Genomic DNA, 24204 nt, shown 5'->3' with positions numbered 1-24204 from the left:
GCACTGCACGACAGGAACCCCGAGACCCCCATGACCCTCGATGATCTCAAGGCCCGCCACAGCGCGCTGCTGGCCGCGCGCTACAGCGGCACGCGGTCGGTCAGCTATGACGGCAAGAGCATCAATTATGGCTCGGATGCCGAGCTGGCCGCCGCCATTGCCGATATCGAGCGCCGGATCGCGGCGCTGGAACGGACCAGCCGGCGCGTGTTGCGCCCCTTCGCCGTGAAGGATCTGTGATGAACTGGCGTCAGCGCCTCGGGGCCTTCATCGGCGGGTTCGATGCCGGCCAGCATCATCGGCGCCTACGCGGCTTCCGCGCGACCCGCGCCCATGTCAACGCGCTGATCGCGGCCGCCGGGCCCGACATCACCGCCCGCGCCCGCTGGCTGGTACGCAACAACGGCTATGCCGTGAATGCGGTCGAAAGCTGGGCCGCCAACACTGTGGGCGACGGGATCAAGCCGATCTCCAAGATCGGGGATGCCGCGCGCAAGGAGGAACTGCAACGCCTCTGGCTCGCCTGGACCGACGAGGCCGATGCCGAAGGGCTGACCGACTTCTACGGGCTGCAGCGCCGCGCCGCGCGTGAGGTGTTCATGGCGGGCGAGGTGTTCTTCCGGATCCGGATGCGCCGCGCAGGCGACGGGCTGACGGTGCCGCTGCAGCTGCAGATGCTGCCCGCCGAGATGCTGCCGCTGGAGCAGACCGGCACGGCGGCCAATGGCAACGCGATCCGCCAGGGGATCGAGTTCGACAGGATCGGGCGGCGCGTGGCCTATCACTTCCTGCGCCGCCATCCCGGCGACAGCACCGATCCGGGGCTGGCGGGCGAGGTAGTACGGGTGCCGGCCGCCGAGGTGATCCATGTGATCGACCCCGTAGAGGGCGGCCAGCTGCGCGGCGTGTCGAAACTGGCCCCGGCGATCGTGAAGCTGTTTCTGCTTGATCAGTATGACGATGCCGAGCTCGACCGCAAAAAGGTCGCGGCGATGTACGCGATGTTTGTGACCTCGCCTGCGCCGGAGAACCCGCTCGCACCGGCCGAGGATGACGAAGTGCCAGACGGGGTGGAAATCAGCCCTGGGCAGATCGTGCGCCTCGATCCGGGCGAGGATGTGACTGTGGGCCAGCCTGCAGACAGCGGAGCAACCTATGAGCCCTTCCAGTACCGCACGCTCCTGCAGATATCGGCAGCACTTGGCATCCCCTATCCCTATCTCGCCAATGACATGGTGAAGGGGAACTTCTCGAACTCGCGCCTCGCGCTGATCGAGTTCCGCCGCCGCGTCTCGGCCTGGCAGCATTCGGTGATGGTCTGGCAGCTCTGCCGGCCGGTCTATGCCCGCTGGATGGATGCGGCCGTGCTGTCGGGTGCCCTCACCCTGCCCGGCTACGAGGCGAACCGCGCGCGGCTCCTGACAGCCGACTGGCTGCCCACCAAGTGGGACTGGGTCGATCCGCTGAAGGACGCCAATGCCGAGATCGCCCAGATCGAGGCCGGGCTGAAATCCCGCACGCAGGCCATCGCCGAGCGCGGCTACGACGCCGAGCAGGTCGACCGGGAGATTGCCGCCGAGCGGGCGCGCGAGCGGTTGCTGGGCCTCGACTTCCGCCGCCCCGGCTCGCCTGCGCAAGGTGTGCAGGCAATGCCCATCGAAGGCGACGCGGAAGAGCAAGTTGACGACACCGATGACGCGGAGGATCGCCCGCGTCCAGACGAGGACCAGCCCTGATGCTTCATGCCCGGATTGCCGCGCGCGCCTTCAACACGCCGCTGCTCGTCGAACCCTCCAAGGCCATGGCGTTCCTGTCCGGCCTTGGACCTCGCATCCTGGGGCGGCGGGTCGAACTGGCGGACGGCGTCAAGGCGCCGGATAGAGCGGCCATCCTGCCCGCTCGCGCCAGCTTGCTGGCTGGCGGTCTGGCAGACGACTACCGCCAGCATGGCGATGCGCCCTATCCTGTCGTCGACGGCATCGCCGTGGTCGAGATTGCAGGCGTGTTGATCCATCGCGGTGGCTGGATCGGCCAATCCTCGGGCCAGACCAGCTACGAGGGGATCGCGGCCCAGATCGATGCGGCGGCCAGCGATCCGGCCGTGCGCGGCCTCGCGTTGGAAATCGACAGTTTCGGGGGCGAGGTCGCCGGGGTTTTTGACCTCGCAGATCGCATTCGTGCCATTCGGGGACCCAAGCCCGTGTGGGCCTTTGTGGCCGAACACGCCTTCTCGGCGGGCTATGCGCTCGCCTCCCAAGCGGATCGCATCCTGCTGCCACGCACCGGTGCGCTGGGCAGCATCGGCGTCGTGGTGCTCCATGCCGATCTCAGCGGGCAGCTCGATCAGGACGGGGTGCGTGTCACGCTGATCCACTCGGGCCAGCACAAGGTCGATGGCAACCCGTATCAGCCGCTGCCCGAGGCCGTGCGCGACGACATCCAGCGCGAGATCGACGTGCTGCGGTTTCTCTTCGCGGAAACCGTCGCGGCCGGGCGCTCTGGTCGCCTGAGCCAGGAGGCTGCGCTGGCGACCGAAGCCGCGACCTACCGTGGCGCGGATGCTCTCGCCGCTGGCCTCGCCGACGAGGTCACCGATCTGACGCGCGGCTTCGCGGCGTTCCGGCAGATGCTGTCCCGCACCCCGACACTCTCACCCATGCGCACCACGCGCGCATCCCTTCCCCACCCCAGACAGGAGGCAATCATGGCCACCCAGAGCGACCCCGACGAGAGCCCGCAGGACACCGGGATCGGTGTGACGGACTTCGACGATGCTGAACCCGATCCCACAGATGATCCGCCTGCCGTCGCCGAGCCGTCCCCCGCTGAAACTCAACCGTCTGCAGCCGCAGCAACTGCCCCCGCGACGACCGCCCCGCAGACTGGCAATCTGGCCGAGCTCTCGGCGCAGCTACGCGAGGCGGCGGCGGAGATCGCCGAGATCGCGGCGCAGGCGGGCCGCCTCGGCATCGCCATCGACGCGGCGAAGGCGCTGCGCGAGGGCACCACCCCCGAGGCCCTGCGCCGCCTGGTGCTCGAACGCGCCAGTGCGGCCGCGGATGCCCGCGACATCGTTGCCGCCCCCCGTTCGCCGGTCCTGCCGCTCGCGAAGGAAAGCCCCATCGTCGCCGCCGCGAAGCGCGCCGCGGCATCGGGAGCCCATCGCTGACGCCAATCGGCGCCCGCGACGGCTGTCACTTCCTCGATCAATCCACCGCCATGAACCCCGCTGATTGCTGTCAGCGGGGCTCAACGCTTGCATCTTTCGAACAGGAGCCCCCGCCATGACCGTCCTTCATCAGCCCGCCACGATGGGCGACGTCCTCAAGTACGAGGTCAACCCGAACTACACCCGCGAGACTGTCACGCTGCTCGAAGGGACCAACTATCCCGTCGGTGCCGTGCTCGGCCGCATCACCGCCAGCGGCAAATACAAGCTCGCCACCTCGGGCGGCTCGGATGGCGCGCAGACCGCCGCGGCCGTGCTGCTCTACGCGGTCGATGCCAGCGCCACCGACGCCATCGGCGTGGTGGTCGCGCGGGGCCCTGCCATCGTCTCGAAGGCAGCGCTGGTCTTTGACACCACTGTCGATGACGCGCCAAAGACCGCCACCAAGCACGGCCAGCTCGCCGCGCTGGGCATCGTCCCCCGCGACACCGCCTGATCTGACGGATCAACCGTTTCCCCCATCGCGCTCTCCCGCGCCACCCCTCTTTTCCCGGAGTTCCCCATGACCATCACCCGCAACCCGTTCGACGCGGGCGGCTATTCGCTCGCCGAGATGACGCAGGCCATCAACATCCTGCCCAACCTCTACACCCGCCTTGGCCAGATCGGCCTCTTCCGCTTTGAAGGCGTCACCCAGCGCTCCATCGTCATCGAACAGCGCGAGGGGGTCCTGAGCCTCCTGCCCTCGGTTCCGCTGGGCGCGCCCGCCACCGTCGGCAACCGCGAGGCGCGCTCCATGCGCAGCTTCGCCCTGCCGTGGATCCCGCATGACGACGTGATCCTGCCCGCCGACATTCAGGGAATGCCCGCGCTGGGCGTCTCGGATGCGGCCGATCCGCTGGTCGAGGTGATGAACCGCAAGCTGACGCTGATGCGCCGCAAGCATGCCCAGACCCGCGAATACATGGAGATGAACGCGCTGCGCGGCATCGTGAAGGATGGTGCGGGCACCACGCTCTACAATTACTTCACCGAGTTCGGCCTCGATCAGATCTCGGTCGACTTCGTCTTCGGCACCGCCGGCACCAACATCCAGGGCAAGGTGCGCACCACCCTGCGCGCGATCGAGGACAATCTCCTGGGCGAGACCATGACCACCGCCCATGCGCTGGTCAGCTCCGAATTCTTCGACAAGCTGATCAGCCACCCGAAGACCGAGGACGCCTACAAGTTCTTCTCGGCGACCGGAGGCCAGCCGCTCCGCGAGGACATGCGCCGCGCCTTCCCCTTCGCGGGCATCCTCTTCGAGGAGTACAACGGCTCGGTCACCCTCTCGAATGGCACATCCGAGCGGCTGATCCCCACCGGCGAGGGCATCGCCTTCCCGCTCGGCACCTTCGACACCTTCACCACCTATGGCGGGCCTGCCAACCTGCTGGAGACCGCCAACACCGTGGGCCTGCCGCTTTATGCGCGCCAGATGATGGACGCCAAGGGCCGCTGGATCGATCTCATGACCGAGGCATCGATCCTGCCGGTCAACAAGCGCCCGCGCCTCGCGATCCGCCTGCACAGCTCGAACTGACGGGCGCACGCATGTCCGTCTTCGCCGCCGCCATCGACAACCTGTTTGCCGATCCCAACATCGCCCGCGATGCAACCTGGATCGCGGACGGCGGCGCACCGAAACTCATCCGCGTGGTCACCCGCCGCGCGGACGAGGTTACGGGCTTCGGTGACGCCCGCCTCTGGTCCGAGACCACCCGGATCGATCTGCGCGTTGCCGAGGTCCCGAACCCGCGGCCCGGTGACCGCGTCGAGATCGAGGACGAGGCCTTCATCATTCAGGGCGAGCCGGTCCGTGATCGCGAGCGGCTGATCTGGACCGTCGATCTGAGGCCAGCATGAAGTTGCAACTAGACATCACGCCGGACCTCGTCGCCATGATGGCCGCCGAGATCAAGGCAGGCGAGCGGGCCGTGAGCCAGGCGGTCAGCGAGGCTGGCAACAGCGTGAAATCCTCCTGGCGCGCGCAGATCACCGGCGCAGGCCTCGGCCAGCGCCTGGCCAACACCATCCGGTCCGAGCAGTTCCCGAAAGGCCGACCCAGCCTCAGCGCAGCCGCGTTAGTCTGGTCGAAGGCCCCGGTCATCATCGGTGCCCATGAAACGGGCCAGCTGATCCGGTCGCGCAACGGGTTCTGGCTGGCGATCCCCACGCCGGCTGCGGGCAAGTCCGCGCGCGGTGGGCGCATCACCCCCGGCGAATGGGAGCGCCGCTTGGGCCTGCGCCTGCGCTTCGTCTATCGGCGAACCGGCCCCAGCCTTCTGGTCGCGGAAGGGCGGCTCAATGCGCGCGGGCGCGCTGTGGCTTCACGCTCGAGGACCGGACGGGGCGTGACCACGGTCCCGATCTTCTTGCTGGTGCCGCAGGTGCAACTCCGCAAGCGGCTCGACCTCGCGCGCGATGCAGCGCGGGCGCAGGAGGCTATCCCAGGCGCGATCGTCGCAAACTGGGTCGAAGGAAAGATCGGATGACACCCCGCGAGACCATTCTATCCGCCCTGGCGGATCTGTTGCGCACGGTTCCGCATGTGCCAGTGCTGCGCGGCGAGGTGCTGCCCGAGCGCGTTCCCGCCGCAGGCCTGATGATCCTGCGCGATGGCGAGCCGGGCGAACCCGGCGTGACGCTGTCGCCGCTGCGCTACCACTACCAGCACCGCGCCGAGATCGAGGCGGTCGTGCAGGGCGCCGACCGTGACACGACCTTCGCCGCGCTCTGCGCCAGCATCGGCGCGGCAATCTCCGCCGATCGCACACTCGGCGGCCGGTGCGACTGGATCGAGGCGGAAGCTCCTCGGCCCGTCGAGCTGCCCATTGAGGGCGCGGCAAGCCTGAAGGCCGCCGTGATCCCGGTCGTTCTCCATTACAGCACAGCCGATCCGCTGGCCTGACCCCTATCATCACAGGAGACAAGACGATGGCACGAGCCCACGGGGCGCGGGCGCAGATGGCGCTGGCGTTCGAGACAACCTATGGCACGCCGCCCGCCAGCGGCTACACGCGGATGCCCTTCGCCAGCACCACGCTGGGGGCCGAGCAGCCGCTGCTGAACTCCGAGTTGCTCGGCTACGGCCGCGATCCGCTGGCGCCGATCAAGGACGCGCTGACCGCCGATGGCGACGTGGTCGTGCCGCTGGACGCCGAGGCCTTCGGCTTCTGGCTGAAGGGGGCGTTCGGGGCGCCGACGACCACTGGCACGGCCCCGGGGCCCTTCACGCACGAGTACCGCTCGGGCGGATGGGTGCTGCCGTCGATAGCGATCGAGGTCGCCATGCCCGAGGTGCCGCGCTTTGCCATGTATGCGGGCTGCGTCGTCGACCAGCTGTCCTTCCAGATGCAGCGCGCGGGGCTGCTGACGGCGACCGCCCGGCTGGTTGCGCAGGGCGAGGCGCTGGCGGCGACCACCGGCGCGGGCACCCCGGCCGCGCTGGACCTGCTGCGCTTCGGCCATTTCAACGGCACGGTCACGCGCAATGGCGCGGCGCTGGGCAACCTCGTCACCGCCGAGGTGACCTATACCAACAATCTCGACCGGATCGAGACCATCCGCGCCGATGGCCGCATCGACGGCGCCGACCCCGGCATGGCGGCGCTCACCGGCCGAATGGAGGTGCGCTTCGCCGATCAGGTGCTGGCGAACCAGGCCATCGCCGGGGATCCGTGCGAGATCGAACTCGGCTGGACGCTGCCCTCGGGCGAGAGCCTGACCTTCACCATCCATGCCGTCTACCTGCCGCGCCCGCGCGTCGAGGTACCGGGCCCGCAGGGCATCCAGGCCAGTTTCGACTGGCAGGCGGCGGTCGATCCTACGCTGGGGCGGATGTGCGCCGTGACGCTGGTGAACGAGAGGGAGACGTACTGATGCTCACGCTGGACCTGACGAACGCGCCGCGCTGGCTCGATATGCTGCCCGGGGTGCGGCTGAAGCTGCGCCCGCTGACCACCGCGCTGATGGTGTCCGCCCGGGCCGATCCGGCGATCGAGGCCCTGCCGCCCGAAGCGACGACCGAGGAACTGGCGCTGGCCATGGCCAAGGCGGTGGCCCGGCGCGCGGTGCTGGACTGGGAAGGTGTCGGCGATGCCGAGGGCAACCCGGTCGGTGTCAGCCCCGAGGGCATCGATGCGCTCCTCGAAATCTGGCCCGCCTTCGAGGCCTTCCAAGCGGCCTATGTCGCCAAGGGTCTGCTGCTGGAACAGGAAAAAAACGCCTCTGCGCCCTCGCCGACTGGTCCTACGGCGGGGGCGAAAGCTACTGCACGGCCTGCCCGCAAGCCTGCCCGGACTGCCCGGCAAGGCTGAGCCGACCGCTCACCCTTGAGGGCACACAGGTCTGGGACCTCGCGCAGCGCCTCGGCGGCCAGCTCCGGATCCTGCCCGGTGCAGTGATCGGCTGGGACATGGGTGCCGCACTCGCGCTGGGCCGCGCGCTGGGGGTTCCCGCCCTCGCGATGGCCGAGTTCCTGCCGCCCATCGAGGCGGTGATGGTGCGCAAGATCAACGAACAGATGGCGGCCGAGCGCGGCTGATGCTCAGGAAGGCCGCTTCGGGATGACCTGCACCCCAGGCAACCCCTCGAAATGCGCATCGCAGGTCAGAAGCGTCGCGTCCCTCGCGCGCGCCGTGGCGAAGACGATGGCATCGGCGGTGGCGAGGCGATGTGCGCTGCAGGCCTCAGCGGCCGCGAGCGCGATCTCGGTGTCGAGCGGCACGACCTGGCAGACCTGCGTGAAGGCGATGACCTGATCGGCCTTGTCCTCGCCCACCTCGCGGGCGAGCCACTTGGCGAGCTCAAGCTGGACCATGGTCGGCACCACCCAGGCCTCCTGCTCAGGCAGATGTCCGGCGACCGCCTCGCCGGTGGGCGAGCCGATCAGCCATTCGATCCAGGCCGAGGTGTCGACGAGGATCATCAGGTCCGGTCCGAGCGGTCGCGGAAATCCTCGGGCCGCGCCCCCTTCGCAAGGCCCTTCAGGCTCTCCTTCTTCGGCACCGGCACGAGCAGCACGCCGGTGCCCTTCGGGATGAAGGCGAAGGTCAGCCCGGCCTCCCAGGCATGGGCAGCCCGGATCGCCTTGGGGATCGAGATCTGGAACTTCGAGGACAGGGTTGCGGTCTCGGCCATCGTCATACGCCTCATGGATCGATACCAGTAACGTAAGACGCGAGAGCCGCCAAGGCAAGGAGCATCCGATGACGGAGAAACGCGTATCCGTCCGCCTTGCGGCGGTGGGCGGGCGGCAAGTGCGTGCCGAACTCGAGGGTGTCGGCGAGGCCGGAGCGCGCGGCTTCGGGCGCCTGTCGCGCGAGATGGAGATGGCCAACACCCGGCTTGCTGCCTTCGCGCGGCGCGCCCGGATCGCAGCGGCGGCAGCGGCCGGGGCGCTTGCGGCGGCGGCCACGGCGATGATCCGTTCGGGGCTGTCGGTGATCGATAACCAGGCCAAGCTTGCGGCCTCACTCGACACGACGGTGGCCTCGATCCAGGTGCTGGAGCGCGCGGGCGATCTGGCGGGCGTGTCGATGGGTCAGGTCGAACAGGCGGCGATGCAGCTGACGCGACGGCTGAGCCAGGCCGCCGCCGGGGCCGGGCCCGCGACGGAAGCCCTGCGCCGCCTGAGGCTGTCGGCGGGAGAGCTGCAGGCCCTGCCGCTCGACCAGCGGATCGCGCTGATCCAGGACCGGCTCGCGGACCTCGTGCCCGAGGCCGAGCGAGCAGCGGTCGCCTCGCAGCTCTTCGGCGACCGGGCGGCGCTGGTCTTCACCCGGATCGACACGGCGACGCTGCGCCAGGCCACGCAGGATGTGCGGGATTTCGGGGTGGTGGTCTCCGATCAGGACGCCCGCCAGATCGAACGCACCAACGACGCCATCTCGCGCCTCGGCCTGATCTGGCGCGGGCTGGCGAACCAGCTGGCGGTCGCGGCGGCGCCCGCGCTGGAGGCGGTGGCCGACGCCATGGCAGCGGTCGCGCGCACCACCGGGCCGCTCGGCATCGCGATCCGGACTTTGTTCGACAACCTCGGGCGGCTCACCTCCTATGCCGCCACCTTCGCCGCCCTCATGGCCGGGCGCTGGGTTGCCGGGCTCGCGGCGGCGGCGCTGTCGGTGCGCGGGCTGGCCACTGCGCTCGTGGTCCTGCGCGGCGCGCTGATCCGCACCGGCATCGGGGCGCTGATCGTCGGCGCGGGCGAGCTGGTCTATCAGTTCTCCCGCCTCGTCACCGGGGCGGGAGGCTTCGGGAATGCGCTGGAGCTGATGGGTAACGTGGCCCGCGCGGTCTGGGACGGCATCAAGGCCACGATGGGCTCGCTGGTCGACGACTTCCGGGCCCTGCGTGCCGACATCGAGGGCATCTGGACCCGCCTCATGGCCTTCCTGGCGGGGAAGTGGGCCGACTTCCTCGGGATGATCGGGCCCACCTTCAATGCCGTGGCCGACCGGATCGGCGCGGATTTCCAGATCGACTGGTTCGGGGCGCAGTCATGGGCCTCGATGCTCGACCATGCCGCCAGCAACGCGGGCACCATGGCCGAACGCTTCCGCCAGCGGGCGGCGGACACACGGGCGGGCGCCTTCGATGGCGTCCGCGAGGCCGTCACCGCGCTGGTGGAGGCGGTGCGCGGCTCGGGCGAGGAAACCGAGGGTGCGCTCGATGCCGCCGCCGCCGGGGCCCGGCGCGTCGCCGAGGCGCTGGACGAGGCGGAAACCTCAGCCGGTCGCGCGGGCGCCGCCGGGCGCGAGGCCGGAACACAGACGGCTACCGGCGCCGAGGAAGCCGTGACCGGATGGCAGGCGGTCACCGCCGCGCTCGCCGACTATGCAGCGAGAGCGCGCGAGATCGGGGCCGATATCGGCCAGGCGCTGGTGGGCGCGTTCGGCGCAGCCGAGAACGCGGTCGCCGACTTCGTCCGCAAGGGCAAGCTCGATTTCCGCGATCTGGTGACCTCGATGATCGCCGATCTGGCCCGGCTCGCCGCGCGGCGCTTCATCCTCGGGCCGCTGGCGGGGCTGCTGTCAGGGGTGCTTGGCGGCGCGGGCGGCATGTTCGCCTCGGTCCTGCACGCAGGCGGCACGGTGGGTGCGGCCGGTCCCGGCCGGATGGTCCCGGCGCTGGCCTTCGCCAATGCCCCGCGCATGCATTCCGGCGGCTGGGTCGGGCTGAAGCCGGACGAGGTGCCCGCGATCCTCCAGCGCGGCGAGCGCGTGCTCTCGCGCCGCGAGGCAGCGGGATATGGCGGGCGCGGCGGAGCGCCCTCCGTAAATGTCACCATCATGACCCGCGACGCGGAAAGCTTCCGCCAATCGCGGACGCAAGTCGCCGCCGACATCGCCCGCGCGGTGTCGATGGGCCGCCGCGGTCTCTGAGGATCCCGAGCATGGCGTTTCACGAGGTCCGGTTTCCGGACGCGATCAGCCGTGGCGCGCGCGGCGGGCCCGAACGGCGCACGCAGGTGGTCGAGCTCGCCTCGGGCGACGAAGAGAGGAATGCCAGCTGGGCCAACAGCCGCCGCCGTTACGATGTCGCCTACGGCATCCGCCGCGCCGATGACCTGGCCGTGGTGGTGGCCTTCTTCGAGGCGCGCAACGGACGCCTCCACGGCTTCCGCTTCAAGGACTGGGGCGATCACAAGTCGTGCCTGCCCTCGGGCACGCCGTCGCCGCTGGATCAGCCACTCGGCACCGGCGATGGCGTCCGCACGACATTTCCGCTCCTGAAGCGCTACGCCTCGGGCGGGCAGTCCTGGACGCGCGCCATCACCAAGCCCGTCGCGGGCACCGTCCGTGTAGCCCTCGGCGGGACCGAGCAGCTCTCGGGCTGGTCGGTCGACACCACCACCGGCCTCGTCACCTTCGGCTCGGCCCCCGGTGCGGGCGTCCCCGTCACCGCGGGCTTCGAGTTCGACACACCCGTCCGCTTCGACACCGACACGCTCGACGTGACGCTCGACCTCGAGCGCCTCGGGTCGATCGCCTCCATCCCGCTCCTGGAGATCCGCAGATGAAGCAGCTTGCCCCCTCCCTGCAGGCGCATCTCGATGACGGCACCACGACCCTTGCCTGGTGCTGGCGCATCACGCGGGCCGATGGCGTCAGCTTCGGTTTCACCGACCACGACCGGGCGCTGACCTTCGAGGGGACCGAGTTCGAGCCCGAGAGCGGGTTCACAGCCTCCGAGGTTCGGGCAGGCTCGGACCTGTCGGTCGATGCGCAGGATGCCGAGGGCGTACTGTCCTCCGACCGCATCACCGAGACCGACATTCAGGATGGTCGCTGGGACAATGCCGAGGTCGAGCTCTGGCGGGTGAACTGGGCCGACACCAGCCAGCGCGTGCTGCTGCGCCGGGGCGCCATCGGGCAGGTCCGGCGCGGCCGGGTGGCCTTCGTGGCCGAGGTGCGCTCGCTCGCCCATGTGCTGGGCCAGACGGTCGGGCGGACATTTCAGGCGGGCTGCGACGCCGCGCTGGGCGACGACCGCTGCGGCGTGAACCTCGAGGCGGCGGACTTCCGGGGCACGGGCGCGGTCACCGACCTGCTGCGCGACCGGGCGTTCACGGCCTCGGGGCTTGGCAGTTTCGCGGCGGGCTGGTTCGCGCACGGCACGGTCGAGTGGGCATCTGGTGCCAATGCGGGGCGTCAGGCGGAGGTGCTTGCGCACGACTTGGTCGATGGGCTCGCGATCCTGACGCTGCTCGAGGCTCCGGTGCGCCCTCTCAGTGAGGGCGACAGCTTCATCGCCCGCGCGGGCTGCGACAAGCGGCTGGCCACCTGCAGCGCGAAGTTCGGGAACGTCGCGAACTTCCGGGGCTTCCCGCATATCCCGGGGCAGGACACCATCCTGCGCTACGCCTCGCGCGGTGGCGGCCATGACGGGGCGGTGCTGTGACAGCGCCTCGCGATGCCGCCGATCTCGCGCTCGTCATCACCATCGCCCGCGCGTGGCTGGGCACGCCCTACCACGATCAGGCCAGCCTGAAGGGCGTGGGCTGCGACTGCCTCGGGCTGGCCCGGGGCGTCTGGCGGGAGGTGGTCGGCCCCGAGCCCTTTCCGATCCCGCCCTATAGCCGGGATTGGGGCGAGACGGGCCCGCGCGAGGTGCTGGCCGAGGGCGCGCGCGCCATGATGATCGAGGTGCCGCCCGCCGACGCCCCGCCCGGTGCGCTGGTGCTGTTCCGAATGGATAGCCGCGCCATCGCCAAGCATGTCGGGATCCTCACCGGGCCCGACCGCTTCCTCCACGCCTACGAGCGGCTTGGCGTGATCGAGGAACTGCTCACCCCGTCCTGGGCGCGCAAGATCACCTTCGCCTTCCTGTTTCCATCGCACTGACCCTTCCAACATCGAGATTTCCTGATGGCCACCCTCGTTCTCGGCGTCGTCGGCTCCAGCATCGGCATGGGCTTCGGCGGCGCGATCCTTGGCCTCTCGGGCGCGGCCATCGGCGGGCTGATCGGCTCGACCGTGGGTTCGGTCATCGACAGCTGGATCATCTCCTCGCTAGCCCCCACCCAGCGCATCGAGGGCGCGCGGCTGGAGAGCCTGCGGATCACCTCCTCGACCGAGGGTGCCGTGATCCCGCGCCTCTACGGCCGCATGCGGATCGCCGGCAACATCGTCTGGGCCACGGATTTCCGCGAGGAGACGCGCACGACCACCCAGCGGGGCGGCGGAAAGGGCGGCGGGGGCGGCAAGGTCCGCACGACGGAGTATCTGTATTTCGCGTCCTTCGCCGTGGCGCTGTGTGAGGGCCCGATCACCGGCATCGGCCGCATCTGGGCAGACGGCAAGCCGCTCGACATGACCGGCATCACCATGCGCTGGTATCCCGGCGACGAGGCGCAGGCGCCGGACCCGTTCATCGCCGCGAAGATGGGCGCGGCCAACACCCCGGCCTATCGCGGCACAGCCTATGTCGTCTTCGAGGAACTGCCGCTGGCGGATTTCGGGAACCGGATCCCGCAGCTTTCCTTCGAGGTCTTCCGCCCGCTCGCCGATCCCGACACCGCCGAGGGGCTGACCCGCGCGGTCACCATGATCCCGGCCTCGGGCGAGTTCACCTATGCCACGCAGGCGATCCGGAAGACGACCGGAAGCATCGGCGGGACCACCACGGCCGAGAACCTGAACGCGCTGCCCGACACGACGGACATTGTGGTGGCCCTCGACCGGCTGCAGGCGATGGCGCCGGCGGTCGAGAGCGTCAGCCTCGTCGTTGCCTGGTTCGGCACCGATCTGCGGGCCGGCCACTGCCAGATCCGACCGGGCGTGGAGGTGGCGTCCAAGTCGACGAGCCGCCTCTGGAGCGTGAACGGGGTGAGCCGGGCGAACGCGCATCTCGTCAGCCGCGACAGCGAGGATCGGCCGGTCTACGGAGGCACGCCCGCCGATTTCGCCGTGGTGCAGTCGATCCAGGAGATGAAGGCGCGCGGGCTGCGCGTCACCTTCTATCCGTTCATCCTGATGGACGTCCCGCCCGGCAACAGCCTTCCGAACCCCTACAGCGATAACGCCGCCCAGCCGGGCCAGCCGGTGTTTCCCTGGCGGGGGCGGATTGCCTGCTCTCCCGCGGCCGGGTTCGCGGGCACCGTTGACAAGACCGCCACGGCGGCCACGCAAGTCGCGAACTTCTTCGGCGCCGCCACGCCCGCGAACTTCTTAGTCTCGGGCGAGACCGTCAGCTGGACCGGCCCCGCCGGCGACTGGGGCCTGCGCCGGATGATCCTGCACTATGCCCATCTTTGCGCCGCTGCAGGGGGCGTCGATGCCTTCCTGATCGGCTCGGAGATGCGCGGGCTGACCACGATCCGCTCGGACGCGTCCACCTATCCCGCCGTGCAGGCCTTCCGCGATCTCGCAGCAAGCGTGCGAAGCATCCTCGGACCGGGCACCAGGATCAGCTACGCGGCGGACTGGAGCGAGTATTTCGGTCACCAGCCGGGCGATGGTTCGGGGGACGTCTTATTCCACCTCGATCCGCTCTGGGCGGACGCCAACACCGACTTCATCGGCATCGACAACTACATGCCGCTGTCGGACTGGCGCGACGGGTTCGACCATCTCGACGCGCAGGCGGGTTGGCCAGCGATCCACGACCGCGTCTATCTGAAAGCCAACATCGCCGGGGGCGAGGGCTTCGACTGGTTCTATGCCTCGGAGGTCGATCGCTCGGCACAGCTGCGCACGCCCATCACCGACGGCAGCGCAGGCAAGCCGTGGGTCTTCCGCTACAAGGATCTGCGCGCCTGGTGGTCGGAGCCCCATTTTAACCGCCCGGGCGGGGTGGAGAGCGGGACGCCCACCGCATGGGTGCCGCAGTCGAAGCCCGTCTGGTTCACTGAGCTCGGCTGCCCGGCCATCGATCGGGGCACCAACCAGCCGAACGTCTTCTTCGACCCGAAGTCCTCGGAGAGCTTCACGCCGTACTTCTCCCGCGGCTGGCGCGACGACGCCATCCAGCGCGCCTATCTCGAGGCGACGTACCTCTGGTGGGGCGAGGCGGCGACCAACCCGACCTCGTCCGTCTATGGCGGCCGGATGGTGCACGTCCCCGAATGCGCCGCCTGGACCTGGGATGCGCGGCCCTATCCGTTCTTCCCCGCGCTGACCGGCGTCTGGACGGATGGCCCCAACTGGCGGCTCGGACACTGGCTGACCGGGCGGCTCGGGGCGGTCTCGCTGGCAGCGCTCGTCCGCCATCTCTGCCTGCGCGCCGGGATGCCTGCCCACCGCATCGACGTCACCGGCCTCTGGGGCGCGGTCGAGGGCTATGTCATCGGCGCGCTCGAGAGCCCGCGTGCCTCGATCACCACGCTGGCGCGGCATTTCGGGTTCGATGCCGTGGAGAGCGGCGGGGTTATCCGCTTCGTCATGCGCGGCCGCGCCGCTGTCGCGGAACTGGGTGCCGACGATCTGGTCGCGGCCCCGGACCCCCGCACCGAGGGTCTGGAACTGACCCGCGCACAGGAGACCGAACTGCCGCAAGCGCTCAAGTGGCAGCTGGCCCGTGCCGACGAGGATTACGACGCAGCCCAGGTCGAGGCGCAGCGGATCACCGTGTCCGCGAGCCGCATCGCGTCGGAAGCCTTCCCCATGGCGGTCGCGCCCGAGGAAGCCGAGCGCCGCTGCCGCCGCGCGCTGATGGAAGCCTGGATCGGCCGCGAGACCGCCAGCTTCCGTCTGCCGCCCTCGCGCCTCGCGCTCGACCCGGCCGATGTGATCCGGCTTGTCCACGACGGGCGCAGCCTCGATTTCCGGCTCCTGTCCACGGCCGATGCCGAGGCGCGCGGGATCGAGGCGATCCGCCAGGACCGCGCGGCCTACGACCTGCCACCGGGCGATCCGCGCCCCGCGACGCTCGCGCGCCCGTTGGTGCTGGCAGCACCCGAGGTCGCCTTCCTCGATCTGCCGCAGCTGACCGAGGACCAGCCCGCGCATAGGCCCTTCCTTGCCGCCCATGCGCGCCCCTGGCCCGGAGAACTCGCGGTCTTCCGCAGCCCCGGCGGCGACGGGTTCGAACTCCTGACCACCGTGCCCGCCCGGGCGCGGATGGGCGTGCTGGCCTTCGATCTCTGGCCCGGCCCGGTCTCGCGCTTCGATCTCGGCAATGCCCTGACGCTCGACCTCTTCACCGGCTCGCTCGAAAGCGTCACTGATCTGGCCCTGTTCGGCGGGGCCAATGCACTGGCCGTCGAGGCCAGCCCCGGGGTCTGGGAGATCGTCCAGGCGGGCGCGGCGGAGTTGATCGCGCCGGGACGCTACCGGCTGACCCGCCTCCTGCGCGGCCAGCGCGGCACGGAAGGCGCGATGGGCAATCCGGCTCCCGCCGGGGCGCGGGTGGTGGTGCTCGACAGCACGCTCGCACCGCTGCCTGTCGCGTTGGGGGACATCGGCCTGCCATGGAACTGGCGCGTGGGCCCCGCAACCCGGCCGCCCTCGGACGAGACCTTCGTGGCGCAAGCCTTCACGCCTGCGGGCACGGGCCTGCGCCCCTTCGCGCCAGTGCATGTCGCGCAGCCCTGGCGGCAGGCACGCGTGCCCGGCGACCTGACCATCCGCTGGACCCGACGCTCCCGCGCGCTCGAAGCCGATGCCTGGGAACAGGTCGAGGTGCCCCTCGGTGAAGAGGTCGAAGCCTATGAGGTCGAGATCCGTGACGGTGCGCAGCACGCGGTGAAGCGCGTGCTGACCAGCGGCACGTCCTCCGTTCTCTACACAGCCGCCCAGCAGACCGCCGACTGGGGCGCGCTGCTCGGCCCCGGCGACACGCTCGACATCCGCATCTTCCAGCTCTCCGCCCGCCTCGGGCGCGGGGCACCGGCCAGCGTCACGCTGCAGTTCTGATCCCCACCAGCGGGAATTCCACAGGATCGACCATGTCCGACACCACCACCCATCTCGGCCTGCCGTATCTCATGGCCGCGCAGGCGCAAAAGCATGTCACCCACAACGAGGCGCTGCGGCTGCTCGACGCCATGGTGCAGCTGGCCGTGCTGGACCGCACCCGCACCGTGCCGCCCGCCAGCCCCGCCGATGGCGACCGCCATCTCGTGGCCTCCGGCGCGACCGGCCTCTGGGCGGGCTGGGATCTGAACGTGGCCTTCCGGGTCGATGGCGTCTGGCTGCGGCTGGTCCCGCGCCCCGGCTGGCTGGTCTGGGTCGCGGACGAAGGCGTCTTCCTTGTCTGGTCGGGCAGCAGCTGGGCCAGCGTGGGCGAGCCGCGCGACGTGCCCGACAGCGTCTTCAGCCTGGTGAACGACGCGGACCCGACGAAGAAGGCCGTGTTCTCGCTGGCCGCGATCTCCACCGGCCAGACCCGGACCTATACGCTGCCCAACACCTCGAGCGAGTTGGCGATCCTCGCGGGCACGCAGACCTTCTCGGGCAACAAGACCTTCTCCGGCACGCTGACTGCCTCCGGGGGAACGGCGACCATCGGCACCTCCACCGGCACCGCCACCTATGGCGTCGGGACCGGGGCGACCACGAACGGCACGACCAAGACAGTGAACATCGGGACCGGTGGGGCGTCCGGGTCGAACACCGTCGTCAACATCGGCTCTGCCACCGCTGGCGCGGGCGGCACCACGGTGATCAACACGCCCACGGTGACCTTCGCGAACAGCGTCACGCAGGTCGCTATGCCCCAGGCGAACCTGACCGCCCAGCAACTCGGCCTCGGATGGGCCACCGCCGACGCCTTCAACCGCTTCTCGATCAACACGCCCGCGATGCTGTTCAACCACGCGGGCAACGGGATCGAGGCGACCTTCAACAAGAACACGCCGGGCGACGATGCCGCCTTCGCATTCAAGACCGGGTTCTCGGCGCGCGCCCTGATCGGGCTGCTCGGCAACGATGATTTCAGCTTCAAGGTCAGCCCGGACGGATCGGCCTACTACGACGCGCTGCGCATCGACCGCGCCAGCGGCCGGGTGGAACTGCCCGAGCCCATGGTCCTGCCCGGCCGCGCCACGCCGCCCGATCCGCCGCCCGCGGGGCGCATCCACCTCTACGCCCGCGACCGCGCTGGCAGCGCCTGGCTCGAGGTCATGCGCCCCTCGGGACGGCTCTTTCCGTTGCAGCCGCATTTCGGGGTGAACCGGATCGCGTACTGGGCCCCGTCCTCGGGCACCACGATCAACGCGATCGGCATGCCGCGCACGGGCGTCGGCACCGCCTCCACGCCCGGTCTCGCCACCACCAACCTCTCCACCTCCATGCGCCGCTGGCGGATGACCAGCGCCGCCACCGCAGACGCGGCGGCCGAGGAACGCTCGGCCGGCTGGGTCTGCTGGCGCGGCAATGCCGAGGGCTTGGGCGGATTCACCTACGTGAACCGGCTCTCGCTGACGACGCTGCAGCCCACCGGCATGGGCTTTTTCGGGCTGATGGGCTCCACCGCCGCGCTAGCCACGACGCTCGCGCTGTCTGCCGTCGTCAACGCCATCGGCATCGGCTTCCAGCGCGGCACCCATGCCAACTGGCAGATCGTCCACAACTCCGGCTCCGGCGCACCCACGCTGATCAATCTGGGCGCCAGCTTCCCCGTCGATGCGCCCACCAATGTCCTGACCCTCTTCCTCTACGCCGCCCCCAACGCGAGTTCTGTGTGGGTCCGCGTGGTCGAGGAAGTCTCCGGCGCCATCGCCGAGGTCGAACTCACCGCGAACCTCCCGGCCGCCACCCAGCTCCTGAGCCCCCGCAACTACATGAACACCGGCAGCACGGCGACTGCGGTCGCCTACGACTGCAGCGGTGTCTATGTCGAGACTGACTACTGAGAGGCCCGCCATGACCGACCGCACATCCCTCCTCGAAGAGGTCGCCCGGGCCTTTCGCGACCACGGGATCACAGCAGCCATCACCGCGCTGATCGGCGGCACGCTGGCGCTGCTCGCAGCCATCACGCGCCGGGCCTTCACCAATGACGCCATGCTCGCCCGGCTCGACCGCGAACTTGCGGCCGAGCGCGAGCGGGTCGAGCACCGGCGTGCCGAGGACCGCAAGGCCGATGCCGACCGGCTGGAGCGGATGGAGGGTGACATCCGTGCCATGCGCAACCTGATGTTCGAAGCCTTCCAGCGCCGCCGCGACGACTGACGCCAACCCGGCGCCCAGCGCCCCGCCCACTCGTCACGCCGGCCCCAAGACCCTGATCACCGCACCCGTCCCGCCGCTCCTGCAGCGGCGGGGTGCCCATTCCTGCATGTCCAACGCCCCGAGGAGGCCCCCATGCCCGACCCTGTCCGCACCTTCCGTCACTTCCGCGATGTGCCCCTGCACCTCTGGCGCTGGCCGAACTTCTCGCCGGCCGAGATCGCCTGCCGCGGCACCGGCCAGCTGAAGCTGCATCCCGCCGCGCTCGACAAGTTGCAGGCGCTGCGCGACCGGCTGGGCAAGCCGCTGATCGTCCGCTCGGCCTATCGCTCGCCCGAGCACAACCGCGCTGTCGGCGGGGCGCCGCGCTCAAAGCACATGGACGGCACGGCCTTCGATATCGCCATGTCGAACCACGACCCCGCCGCCTTCGAGGCCGCCGCCCGGGAGGTGGGGTTTCTGGGCTTCGGCGCCTATCCCCGGTCGGGCTTCATGCATATCGACCTCGGCCCCGCCCGCTCCTGGGGCGATCCCTTCCCGCCTCGCGCCGTCCCCTTCGCCGTCGAGACCCCGCCCGCGCGCGAGACACTGGCCGCAAGCCGCACGCTGCGCGGGACCGGCGCAGCCGGGGTGGCGACGGTAGGGGCCGCCGGGGTCGAGGTCGCGCAGGAGGTTCTGGCGGAGGCACAGGGCGCGATCCTGCCGCTGGTGCCGTATCTCGACACCCTCCGCTGGGTCTTCATCGCGCTCGCGCTGGGCGGGATCGCGGTGGCCGTCTGGGCGCGCCTCGACGACTGGAAGAAGGGCCTGCGCTGATGTGGGCCAGCCTTGTGGTCGGGCTTCTCGCCCGGCCATGGGCGCGGCGGGCGACGGCCATCGCCCTCGTCGCGCTCACCATCACCCTGTTCATCCTCAACCTTCGCCGGACGGCCGAGCGCGCAGGCCGCGCCGGCGAGCGGCTCGACCAGCTGGAGCAGACCCATGCCATCCACCGCCAGATGCTGGACGCCGCCGCGCGCCGCCCTCGCAGCCGCAACGATCTTCTTGACCGGCTGCGCGACGGCGGGTTCTGACGCACCGCCCGGCGCCTGCCCGCCCGTCGTCGCGTACAGTCCGGCCGAGCAGATGCGTGTCGCCGAGGAAGTCGCTGCGCTGCCGGAGGGGGCGCTGATCGCAGGCTGGCTCGCCGACTACGCCGTCCTGCGCGACCAGGCGCGGGCCTGCCAAGCCCCGCACGCCAGCCGCTGACTCTCGACTGGACTATGCCCGCCGGCCACGCCTGATGTCGTGGTGCCGCGTCAACGGAGCCGCACGGAATGACCTCGAAACACCACGCTCACCGGCCAGGATGGCAACGACTTCGCCATCCTCGGTCGCTGTCGCGCCGCCGCTCGCGATGCCGGGCTCTCCGACGAAGAGATCGCCGCCTTCATGGACGAGGCCATTGCGGGCGATTACGACCATCTCCTGCAGACCGCGATGCGCTGGTTCGAGATCAGGTGATCAGAGCCGATCCGCCTCATTGAGGCGCTGGCCGAGAGGCAAATGCTGTTTTCAGCGGGAACTGCACAAGGAACCCCTGAAGTACCTCCCGTCACTTGTGTGATCTTATAAGCTGCGTGGGCGCCCCCTGAGGAGTTCCGCCGATGCCGAAGCAGCCCGCCATTCCCGGTCTTCGCGACGCGATGAAGAAGAAGGTGACGCGGCGGGAGCAGTTCCTGGCGGAGATGGATGCCGTGGTGCCGTGGACGCGGCTGCTGGCCCTGATCGCGCCGCACTATCCGAAGGCGGGGCCAAAGGGCGGACGGCCACCGATGCCGCTGGAGACGATGCTGCGGGTCTACTTCCTGCAGAACTGGTACGCGTTGAGCGACCCGATGGCGGAAGATACGCTCTACGACAGCGAGGCGATGCGGCGCTTTGCGGGGATCGAGCTCGGCGACGACCGCATTCCGGACGAGACCACGATCCTCAACTTCCGCCAGCTCCTGGGGCGGCACGGGCTGACCGAGACGATCTTCGCCGAGGTGAACGCGCATCTGGCGGACAGGGGCATCACGCTGCGCTCGGGCACGCTGGTGGATGCGACGATCATCGACGCACCGTCATCCACCAGGAACAAGGCGGGCGCCCGCGATCCGGAGATGTCGTCCACGAAGAAGGGCAACACGTGATACTTCGGCATGAAGGCGCATGTCGGCGTCGATGCCGAAAGCGGCGTGACCCACAGCCTCGAGACCTCGACCGCCAGGGTCCATGACAGTCGGGTCTGGGACGAGTTGCTGCATGGCGAGGAAACCTCGGTCTGGGCCGACAAGGGCTATGTCAGCGCCGAGCGGGAGGCCGCGTTCACCGAGGAGGGCAAGGACTGGGGCGTGATGCGCAAGGCGCCGAAGGGCGGCAAGCTCCACCCCGAGGACGAGAAGATCAACCGGATCATCGCCATGGTCAGGGCCCGTGTCGAACACCCGTTCCGCATCCTCAAGCGGCAGTTCGGCTACGTGAAGACCCGCTACCGGGGACTGGTCAAGAACCGCGCCCAGCTCTTCACCCTGTTCGCGCTCGGCAACCTGTTCCTGGTGCGAAGCAGGCTTCTGGCATGAGGACGAGTCTGTCCGGGAATTTGACCAACCGCTGATATGGCGGCCGAGGAACCGCGAAATGACCGTCAACAACCCGTATACGGCCCCCGAAGCGTTCAAGCCGCCATCTCGGCGCAGCGGAACACGTAGATCAGATGATCCACAAGTATAGGCTTCCAGCGCCGCACAAGCCTTGGACTGAAATTTCTCCGGCAACCCGGGATCTGGGTCGCCCGTGTTGGCTTTCCGCTCGACGCGCCCGGCAAACTCTCGGCCTTTTTCCTCCTTGCATATGCCAGATGTGGCTCGATCTTTGTCTGCATTCTGCCGCAGTTGCCTATACCAAACACACTACGCCCCCCGTGCCGTTACCAAGGCGCCTTGAGCCCAAGAACCGGATTACGAAGGAGCGCAGGTAGGCACGAACCGGTATTTCTGCTCGAGAGTCTGCATACTTTCCGATTACAGAGGTGTTTTTCTCACATTAGTCCCGGCATGCCCTTTGCGTTCTTTATGCGGGAGAAAGATGCGCTTCAAGGAACCATAGCCCCTTGTCGAGGACGCGTGCAGTGCCGGTCAGGATATCGGCACTCGCCGGATCGCCCATCTCGTCGAGGTTCGCGATGTCGCGACGGACCGCGCCCCCGAGGGCTGCGTACCGCTGGGCGAGCGCGGCCAGATGCTTGCTGATATCCACCTCTTCGAGCGGATACGGGTCGAACGATGTGGTCTGCTGAATCGCCTGCAGGGTTCCGTGTGCCGGAAAGCCGAGCTGGGCGATGCGCTCGGCGATGGTATCGATTTCGCCGTCGAGCGAGGCGCGCAGCCCGTCGAGCATTTCATGCAGGGCGATGAAGCCCGCGCCCCGAATGTTCCAGTGAGCCTGCTTGACGCAAAGCGCCAGATCCAGCGCGCCCGCGAGATGGGCGTTCAGCCTCTCCGCCGCGGCAGAACGGCTGTTGGAGGGAAGATCGTTCAGTGTTTTCATGTCGAAACTCCTTTCGCATTGACGGTCAGTATCCGCGTTCTTCAGGCGCAAACAAGCGTTGCCCGGACGGCAGCTCTAAGCGGTCGGACCCCGGGCCGCGCGGAGAGTGCCATGGCCTCGTTCATGTCGCGCCTCCGCTTGCGGCAGCGTCGTCACCCCGGCGCAGCTGCGCGAGCAGGCGCGCGACAGATACCTCGGCGGCATCGTCGAACGGGCTGAGGACCAGATCCGCGCCGATTTGGCGATACCGGCCGGCATGGGCAGGGTCGTCCACCGTCACGGCGATCATGCCCCGGAACCCGGCCTCGCGCAGGGCCGCGGTGGCCGCGGCGTGGCCATCCGCCTCGGTCAACGCGCCGGTGATCCGCGGCGTGGCCGAGACGACAGCGCTGAAGCTGCCAAGCGGCAGATGCGCCAGGAACTCGGGGTCGTGGGCATCGCCCATGATCGCATCGAACCCCGCCTCGCGCGCCAGACGCACCGATTCGGGGTTGAAATCCACCCCGAGCGGGCGCAGGCTCGCAGCCCGCAGCCCGCAGCCCACCGGCGATCCGCGCTCCGAAGCGGCCGAGGCCCAGAACCAGCACGTCATGCGGCCGGTCCTCGGCGCCCGGCGTGTCCTCGGCCAGCTCGCGGAAGGGGGTGCGCCGCTCGAAGATGCCCAGAAGCGGCGCGCAGAGTTCGTAAAGCTGCTGCGCCCATGTGATCATGTAGACCGAAAGGGTGATCGTCACCAGCCCGACCAGGGTGACAAGCCCCATCGCCTCGGCCTCGACATGGCCGAGCGCGATGCCCATGGCCATGAAGATCAGGCTGAATTCCGAGATTTGCGCCACCGTCAGCCCGGCCAGGAACCCGGTGCGCTTGCGGTAGCCCATGTAGCCCATGATCGCCAGCACGATCAGCGGGTTGCCGATCAGCACGAAGAGCGACAGCACGACGGCCGGGCCGACCTGCGCACCCAGCGTGCCGAGGTCCATCCCCGCGCCGAGCGACAGGAAGAAGAACAGAAGCAGGAAGTCGCGCAGCGCCGCCAGCCGCGCCCCCAGAAGATCGCGCACCGGTGTCGAGGCCAGCGTCACCCCGGCGAGCAGTCCGCCCAGTTCCTTGCCAAGCCCCACCAGATCGGCCACGGCCGCAAGCCCCGCCGCCCAGGCCACCGCGAAGATCACCAGAAGCTCGCCCGACCGGCTGAGCAGACGGGTGAGCGGTTCTGCCAGATGCCGGATGAAGACCCAGGCTAAAGCTGCCAGCGCCAGCGTCCCGATGACGAGCGCGCCAAGGCCGCCACCGCCATGCGCCTCGTGGGCACCGAGCCCCATGGTCGAGACCACGACCATGGCGAAGACGACGAACAGGTCCTGCACGATCAGGAAGCCGAGCGCGATCTTGCCGTGCAGCGAATCGACCTCGCGCTTGTCGGAGAGCAGCTTCACGATGATGATGGTCGAGGAAAAGGTCAGCGCCACCGCGACGTAAAGCGACGTCAACCAGTCGAAGCCCATGACCAGGCACAGAACGAAACCTATCGCCGAAGTGAAGCTGACTTGCCCGAGGCCCGTGGCCACCGCCACCCGGCCGAGGTTCCGCACCAGGGTCATGTCGAGCTTCAGCCCGACGAGGAACAAAAGCACCGCGATCGAGATCTGGCTCAGAAGCGCCACGGCTTCGGTCGAGCGGACGATGTTGAGCACATCCGGTCCGGCGAGAAGGCCCGCGGCGATGAAGGCCACGATCATCGGCTGGCGCAGGAGCGTGCCGACGATACCAAGAGCCGTGGCCAGCCCGATCAGCAGGGCGATTTCGTAG

General features: G+C 69.3%; 25 protein-coding genes and 2 pseudogenes. 22 read left to right on the top strand and 5 right to left on the bottom strand.

Features of this window, described 5'->3' with window-relative positions; all coding sequences use genetic code 11:
• The first annotated feature begins 30 nt into the window (after positions 1-30).
• The 11 genes from G3572_RS18315 to G3572_RS22315 all read left to right on the top strand — a co-directional run bounded on the left by G3572_RS18315 (position 31) and on the right by G3572_RS22315 (position 7757).
• Complete coding sequence (locus tag G3572_RS18315) at positions 31-240, top strand: phage head-tail joining protein (RefSeq protein WP_153749246.1); 210 nt, start codon at positions 31-33, stop codon at positions 238-240.
• Positions 240-1736 carry a phage portal protein gene (locus G3572_RS18310; RefSeq protein ID WP_164614610.1) on the top strand — a complete coding sequence of 499 codons (1497 nt, stop codon included), beginning with the start codon at positions 240-242 and terminating at the stop codon, positions 1734-1736. Before G3572_RS18315 ends, G3572_RS18310 begins: the two co-directional genes overlap by 1 nt.
• Positions 1736-3169 carry a S49 family peptidase gene (locus tag G3572_RS18305; RefSeq protein ID WP_164614608.1) on the top strand — a complete coding sequence of 478 codons (1434 nt, stop codon included), beginning with the start codon at positions 1736-1738 and terminating at the stop codon, positions 3167-3169. The genes G3572_RS18310 and G3572_RS18305 overlap by 1 nt, the downstream gene beginning before the upstream one ends.
• A gap of 115 nt (positions 3170-3284) precedes the next feature.
• Complete coding sequence (locus G3572_RS18300) at positions 3285-3665, top strand: head decoration protein (RefSeq protein ID WP_164614606.1); 381 nt, start codon at positions 3285-3287, stop codon at positions 3663-3665.
• 66 nt (positions 3666-3731) lie between these two features.
• Positions 3732-4754 carry a major capsid protein gene (locus tag G3572_RS18295; protein ID WP_164614604.1) on the top strand — a complete coding sequence of 341 codons (1023 nt, stop codon included), beginning with the start codon at positions 3732-3734 and terminating at the stop codon, positions 4752-4754.
• An 11-nt stretch (positions 4755-4765) separates the two neighbouring features.
• Positions 4766-5077 (top strand): head-tail joining protein, encoded by a 312-nt coding sequence (locus G3572_RS18290; RefSeq protein WP_164614602.1) that lies wholly within the window; start codon positions 4766-4768, stop codon positions 5075-5077.
• The gene (locus G3572_RS18285) at positions 5074-5706 is read left to right on the top strand and encodes a DUF6441 family protein (protein WP_164614600.1); all 633 of its coding nucleotides are present in this window, start codon (positions 5074-5076) and stop codon (positions 5704-5706) included. The genes G3572_RS18290 and G3572_RS18285 overlap by 4 nt, the downstream gene beginning before the upstream one ends.
• On the top strand, positions 5703-6122 hold the full coding sequence (locus G3572_RS18280) for an acyl-CoA transferase (RefSeq protein ID WP_164614598.1): 420 nt from the start codon (positions 5703-5705) through the stop codon (positions 6120-6122). Before G3572_RS18285 ends, G3572_RS18280 begins: the two co-directional genes overlap by 4 nt.
• A 26-nt stretch (positions 6123-6148) precedes the next feature.
• On the top strand, positions 6149-7093 hold the full coding sequence (locus tag G3572_RS18275) for a phage tail tube protein (protein ID WP_164614597.1): 945 nt from the start codon (positions 6149-6151) through the stop codon (positions 7091-7093).
• Positions 7093-7530, top strand: a complete 438-nt coding sequence (locus G3572_RS18270) for a phage-derived protein YdaY family protein (protein ID WP_164614595.1) — start codon at positions 7093-7095, stop codon at positions 7528-7530. Before G3572_RS18275 ends, G3572_RS18270 begins: the two co-directional genes overlap by 1 nt.
• A gap of 83 nt (positions 7531-7613) precedes the next feature.
• Positions 7614-7757, top strand: coding sequence for a DUF7697 family protein (locus G3572_RS22315; RefSeq protein WP_435530990.1), 144 nt, complete (start codon positions 7614-7616; stop codon positions 7755-7757).
• A 3-nt stretch (positions 7758-7760) separates the two neighbouring features.
• Here G3572_RS22315 and G3572_RS18265 read toward each other — a convergent pair whose 3' ends face one another.
• Together G3572_RS18265 and G3572_RS18260 are read right to left on the bottom strand one after the other, a co-directional pair.
• The gene (locus G3572_RS18265) at positions 7761-8141 is read right to left on the bottom strand and encodes a type II toxin-antitoxin system VapC family toxin (protein ID WP_164614593.1); all 381 of its coding nucleotides are present in this window, start codon (positions 8139-8141) and stop codon (positions 7761-7763) included.
• Complete coding sequence (locus tag G3572_RS18260) at positions 8141-8353, bottom strand: AbrB/MazE/SpoVT family DNA-binding domain-containing protein (protein WP_164614592.1); 213 nt, start codon at positions 8351-8353, stop codon at positions 8141-8143. The genes G3572_RS18265 and G3572_RS18260 overlap by 1 nt, the downstream gene beginning before the upstream one ends.
• 68 nt (positions 8354-8421) lie before the next feature.
• Here G3572_RS18260 and G3572_RS18255 point away from each other — a divergent pair, with 68 nt between their 5' ends.
• The 11 genes and pseudogenes from G3572_RS18255 to G3572_RS18205 all read left to right on the top strand — a co-directional run bounded on the left by G3572_RS18255 (position 8422) and on the right by G3572_RS18205 (position 21428).
• Entirely contained in the window at positions 8422-10596 is a 2175-nt protein-coding gene (locus G3572_RS18255; protein ID WP_164614590.1) for a phage tail tape measure C-terminal domain-containing protein, read from the top strand.
• Positions 10597-10607: 11 nt separating this feature from the next.
• The gene (locus G3572_RS18250) at positions 10608-11234 is read left to right on the top strand and encodes a DUF2460 domain-containing protein (RefSeq protein ID WP_164614588.1); all 627 of its coding nucleotides are present in this window, start codon (positions 10608-10610) and stop codon (positions 11232-11234) included.
• Complete coding sequence (locus tag G3572_RS18245) at positions 11231-12115, top strand: phage/gene transfer agent baseplate hub protein (protein WP_164614585.1); 885 nt, start codon at positions 11231-11233, stop codon at positions 12113-12115. The genes G3572_RS18250 and G3572_RS18245 overlap by 4 nt, the downstream gene beginning before the upstream one ends.
• Positions 12112-12558: an NlpC/P60 family protein gene (locus G3572_RS18240; RefSeq protein WP_354004069.1), complete on the top strand. Its 447-nt coding sequence runs from the start codon at positions 12112-12114 to the stop codon at positions 12556-12558. Before G3572_RS18245 ends, G3572_RS18240 begins: the two co-directional genes overlap by 4 nt.
• A 24-nt stretch (positions 12559-12582) precedes the next feature.
• A complete protein-coding gene (locus G3572_RS18235) occupies positions 12583-16569 on the top strand; it encodes a baseplate multidomain protein megatron (RefSeq protein ID WP_164614583.1) in 3987 nt (1328 codons plus the stop codon).
• A gap of 32 nt (positions 16570-16601) precedes the next feature.
• Positions 16602-18509, top strand: a complete 1908-nt coding sequence (locus tag G3572_RS18230) for a DUF2793 domain-containing protein (protein WP_164614581.1) — start codon at positions 16602-16604, stop codon at positions 18507-18509.
• A 10-nt stretch (positions 18510-18519) separates the two neighbouring features.
• Positions 18520-18828: a hypothetical protein gene (locus tag G3572_RS18225; protein ID WP_164614579.1), complete on the top strand. Its 309-nt coding sequence runs from the start codon at positions 18520-18522 to the stop codon at positions 18826-18828.
• A 132-nt stretch (positions 18829-18960) separates the two neighbouring features.
• Entirely contained in the window at positions 18961-19641 is a 681-nt protein-coding gene (locus G3572_RS18220) for a YcbK family protein (RefSeq protein ID WP_164614577.1), read from the top strand.
• On the top strand, positions 19641-19898 hold the full coding sequence (locus tag G3572_RS18215) for a hypothetical protein (RefSeq protein ID WP_164614575.1): 258 nt from the start codon (positions 19641-19643) through the stop codon (positions 19896-19898). Before G3572_RS18220 ends, G3572_RS18215 begins: the two co-directional genes overlap by 1 nt.
• 52 nt (positions 19899-19950) lie before the next feature.
• Complete coding sequence (locus G3572_RS22380) at positions 19951-20073, top strand: hypothetical protein (protein WP_354004068.1); 123 nt, start codon at positions 19951-19953, stop codon at positions 20071-20073.
• A gap of 398 nt (positions 20074-20471) precedes the next feature.
• A pseudogene (locus G3572_RS18205) lies at positions 20472-21428 on the top strand (IS5 family transposase).
• 490 nt (positions 21429-21918) lie between these two features.
• Here the strand turns inward: G3572_RS18205 and dps are convergent.
• The 3 genes and pseudogenes from dps to G3572_RS22165 all read right to left on the bottom strand — a co-directional run.
• Complete coding sequence (gene dps / locus G3572_RS18200; RefSeq protein WP_164614571.1) at positions 21919-22395, bottom strand: DNA starvation/stationary phase protection protein Dps; 477 nt, start codon at positions 22393-22395, stop codon at positions 21919-21921.
• Positions 22396-22516: 121 nt separating this feature from the next.
• Positions 22517-22987 (bottom strand): NAD-binding protein, encoded by a 471-nt coding sequence (locus G3572_RS22170; protein ID WP_240335632.1) that lies wholly within the window; start codon positions 22985-22987, stop codon positions 22517-22519.
• A gap of 172 nt (positions 22988-23159) precedes the next feature.
• Positions 23160-24134: pseudogene (locus tag G3572_RS22165) on the bottom strand (cation:proton antiporter domain-containing protein); the annotation flags it as partial.
• Positions 24135-24204: the final 70 nt, after the last annotated feature.

The sequence above is a fragment of the Pseudotabrizicola algicola genome, assembly GCF_010915705.1.
Taxonomy (GTDB): domain Bacteria; phylum Pseudomonadota; class Alphaproteobacteria; order Rhodobacterales; family Rhodobacteraceae; genus Pseudotabrizicola; species Pseudotabrizicola algicola.
This window is presented reverse-complemented; position numbering and strand designations above follow the sequence as displayed.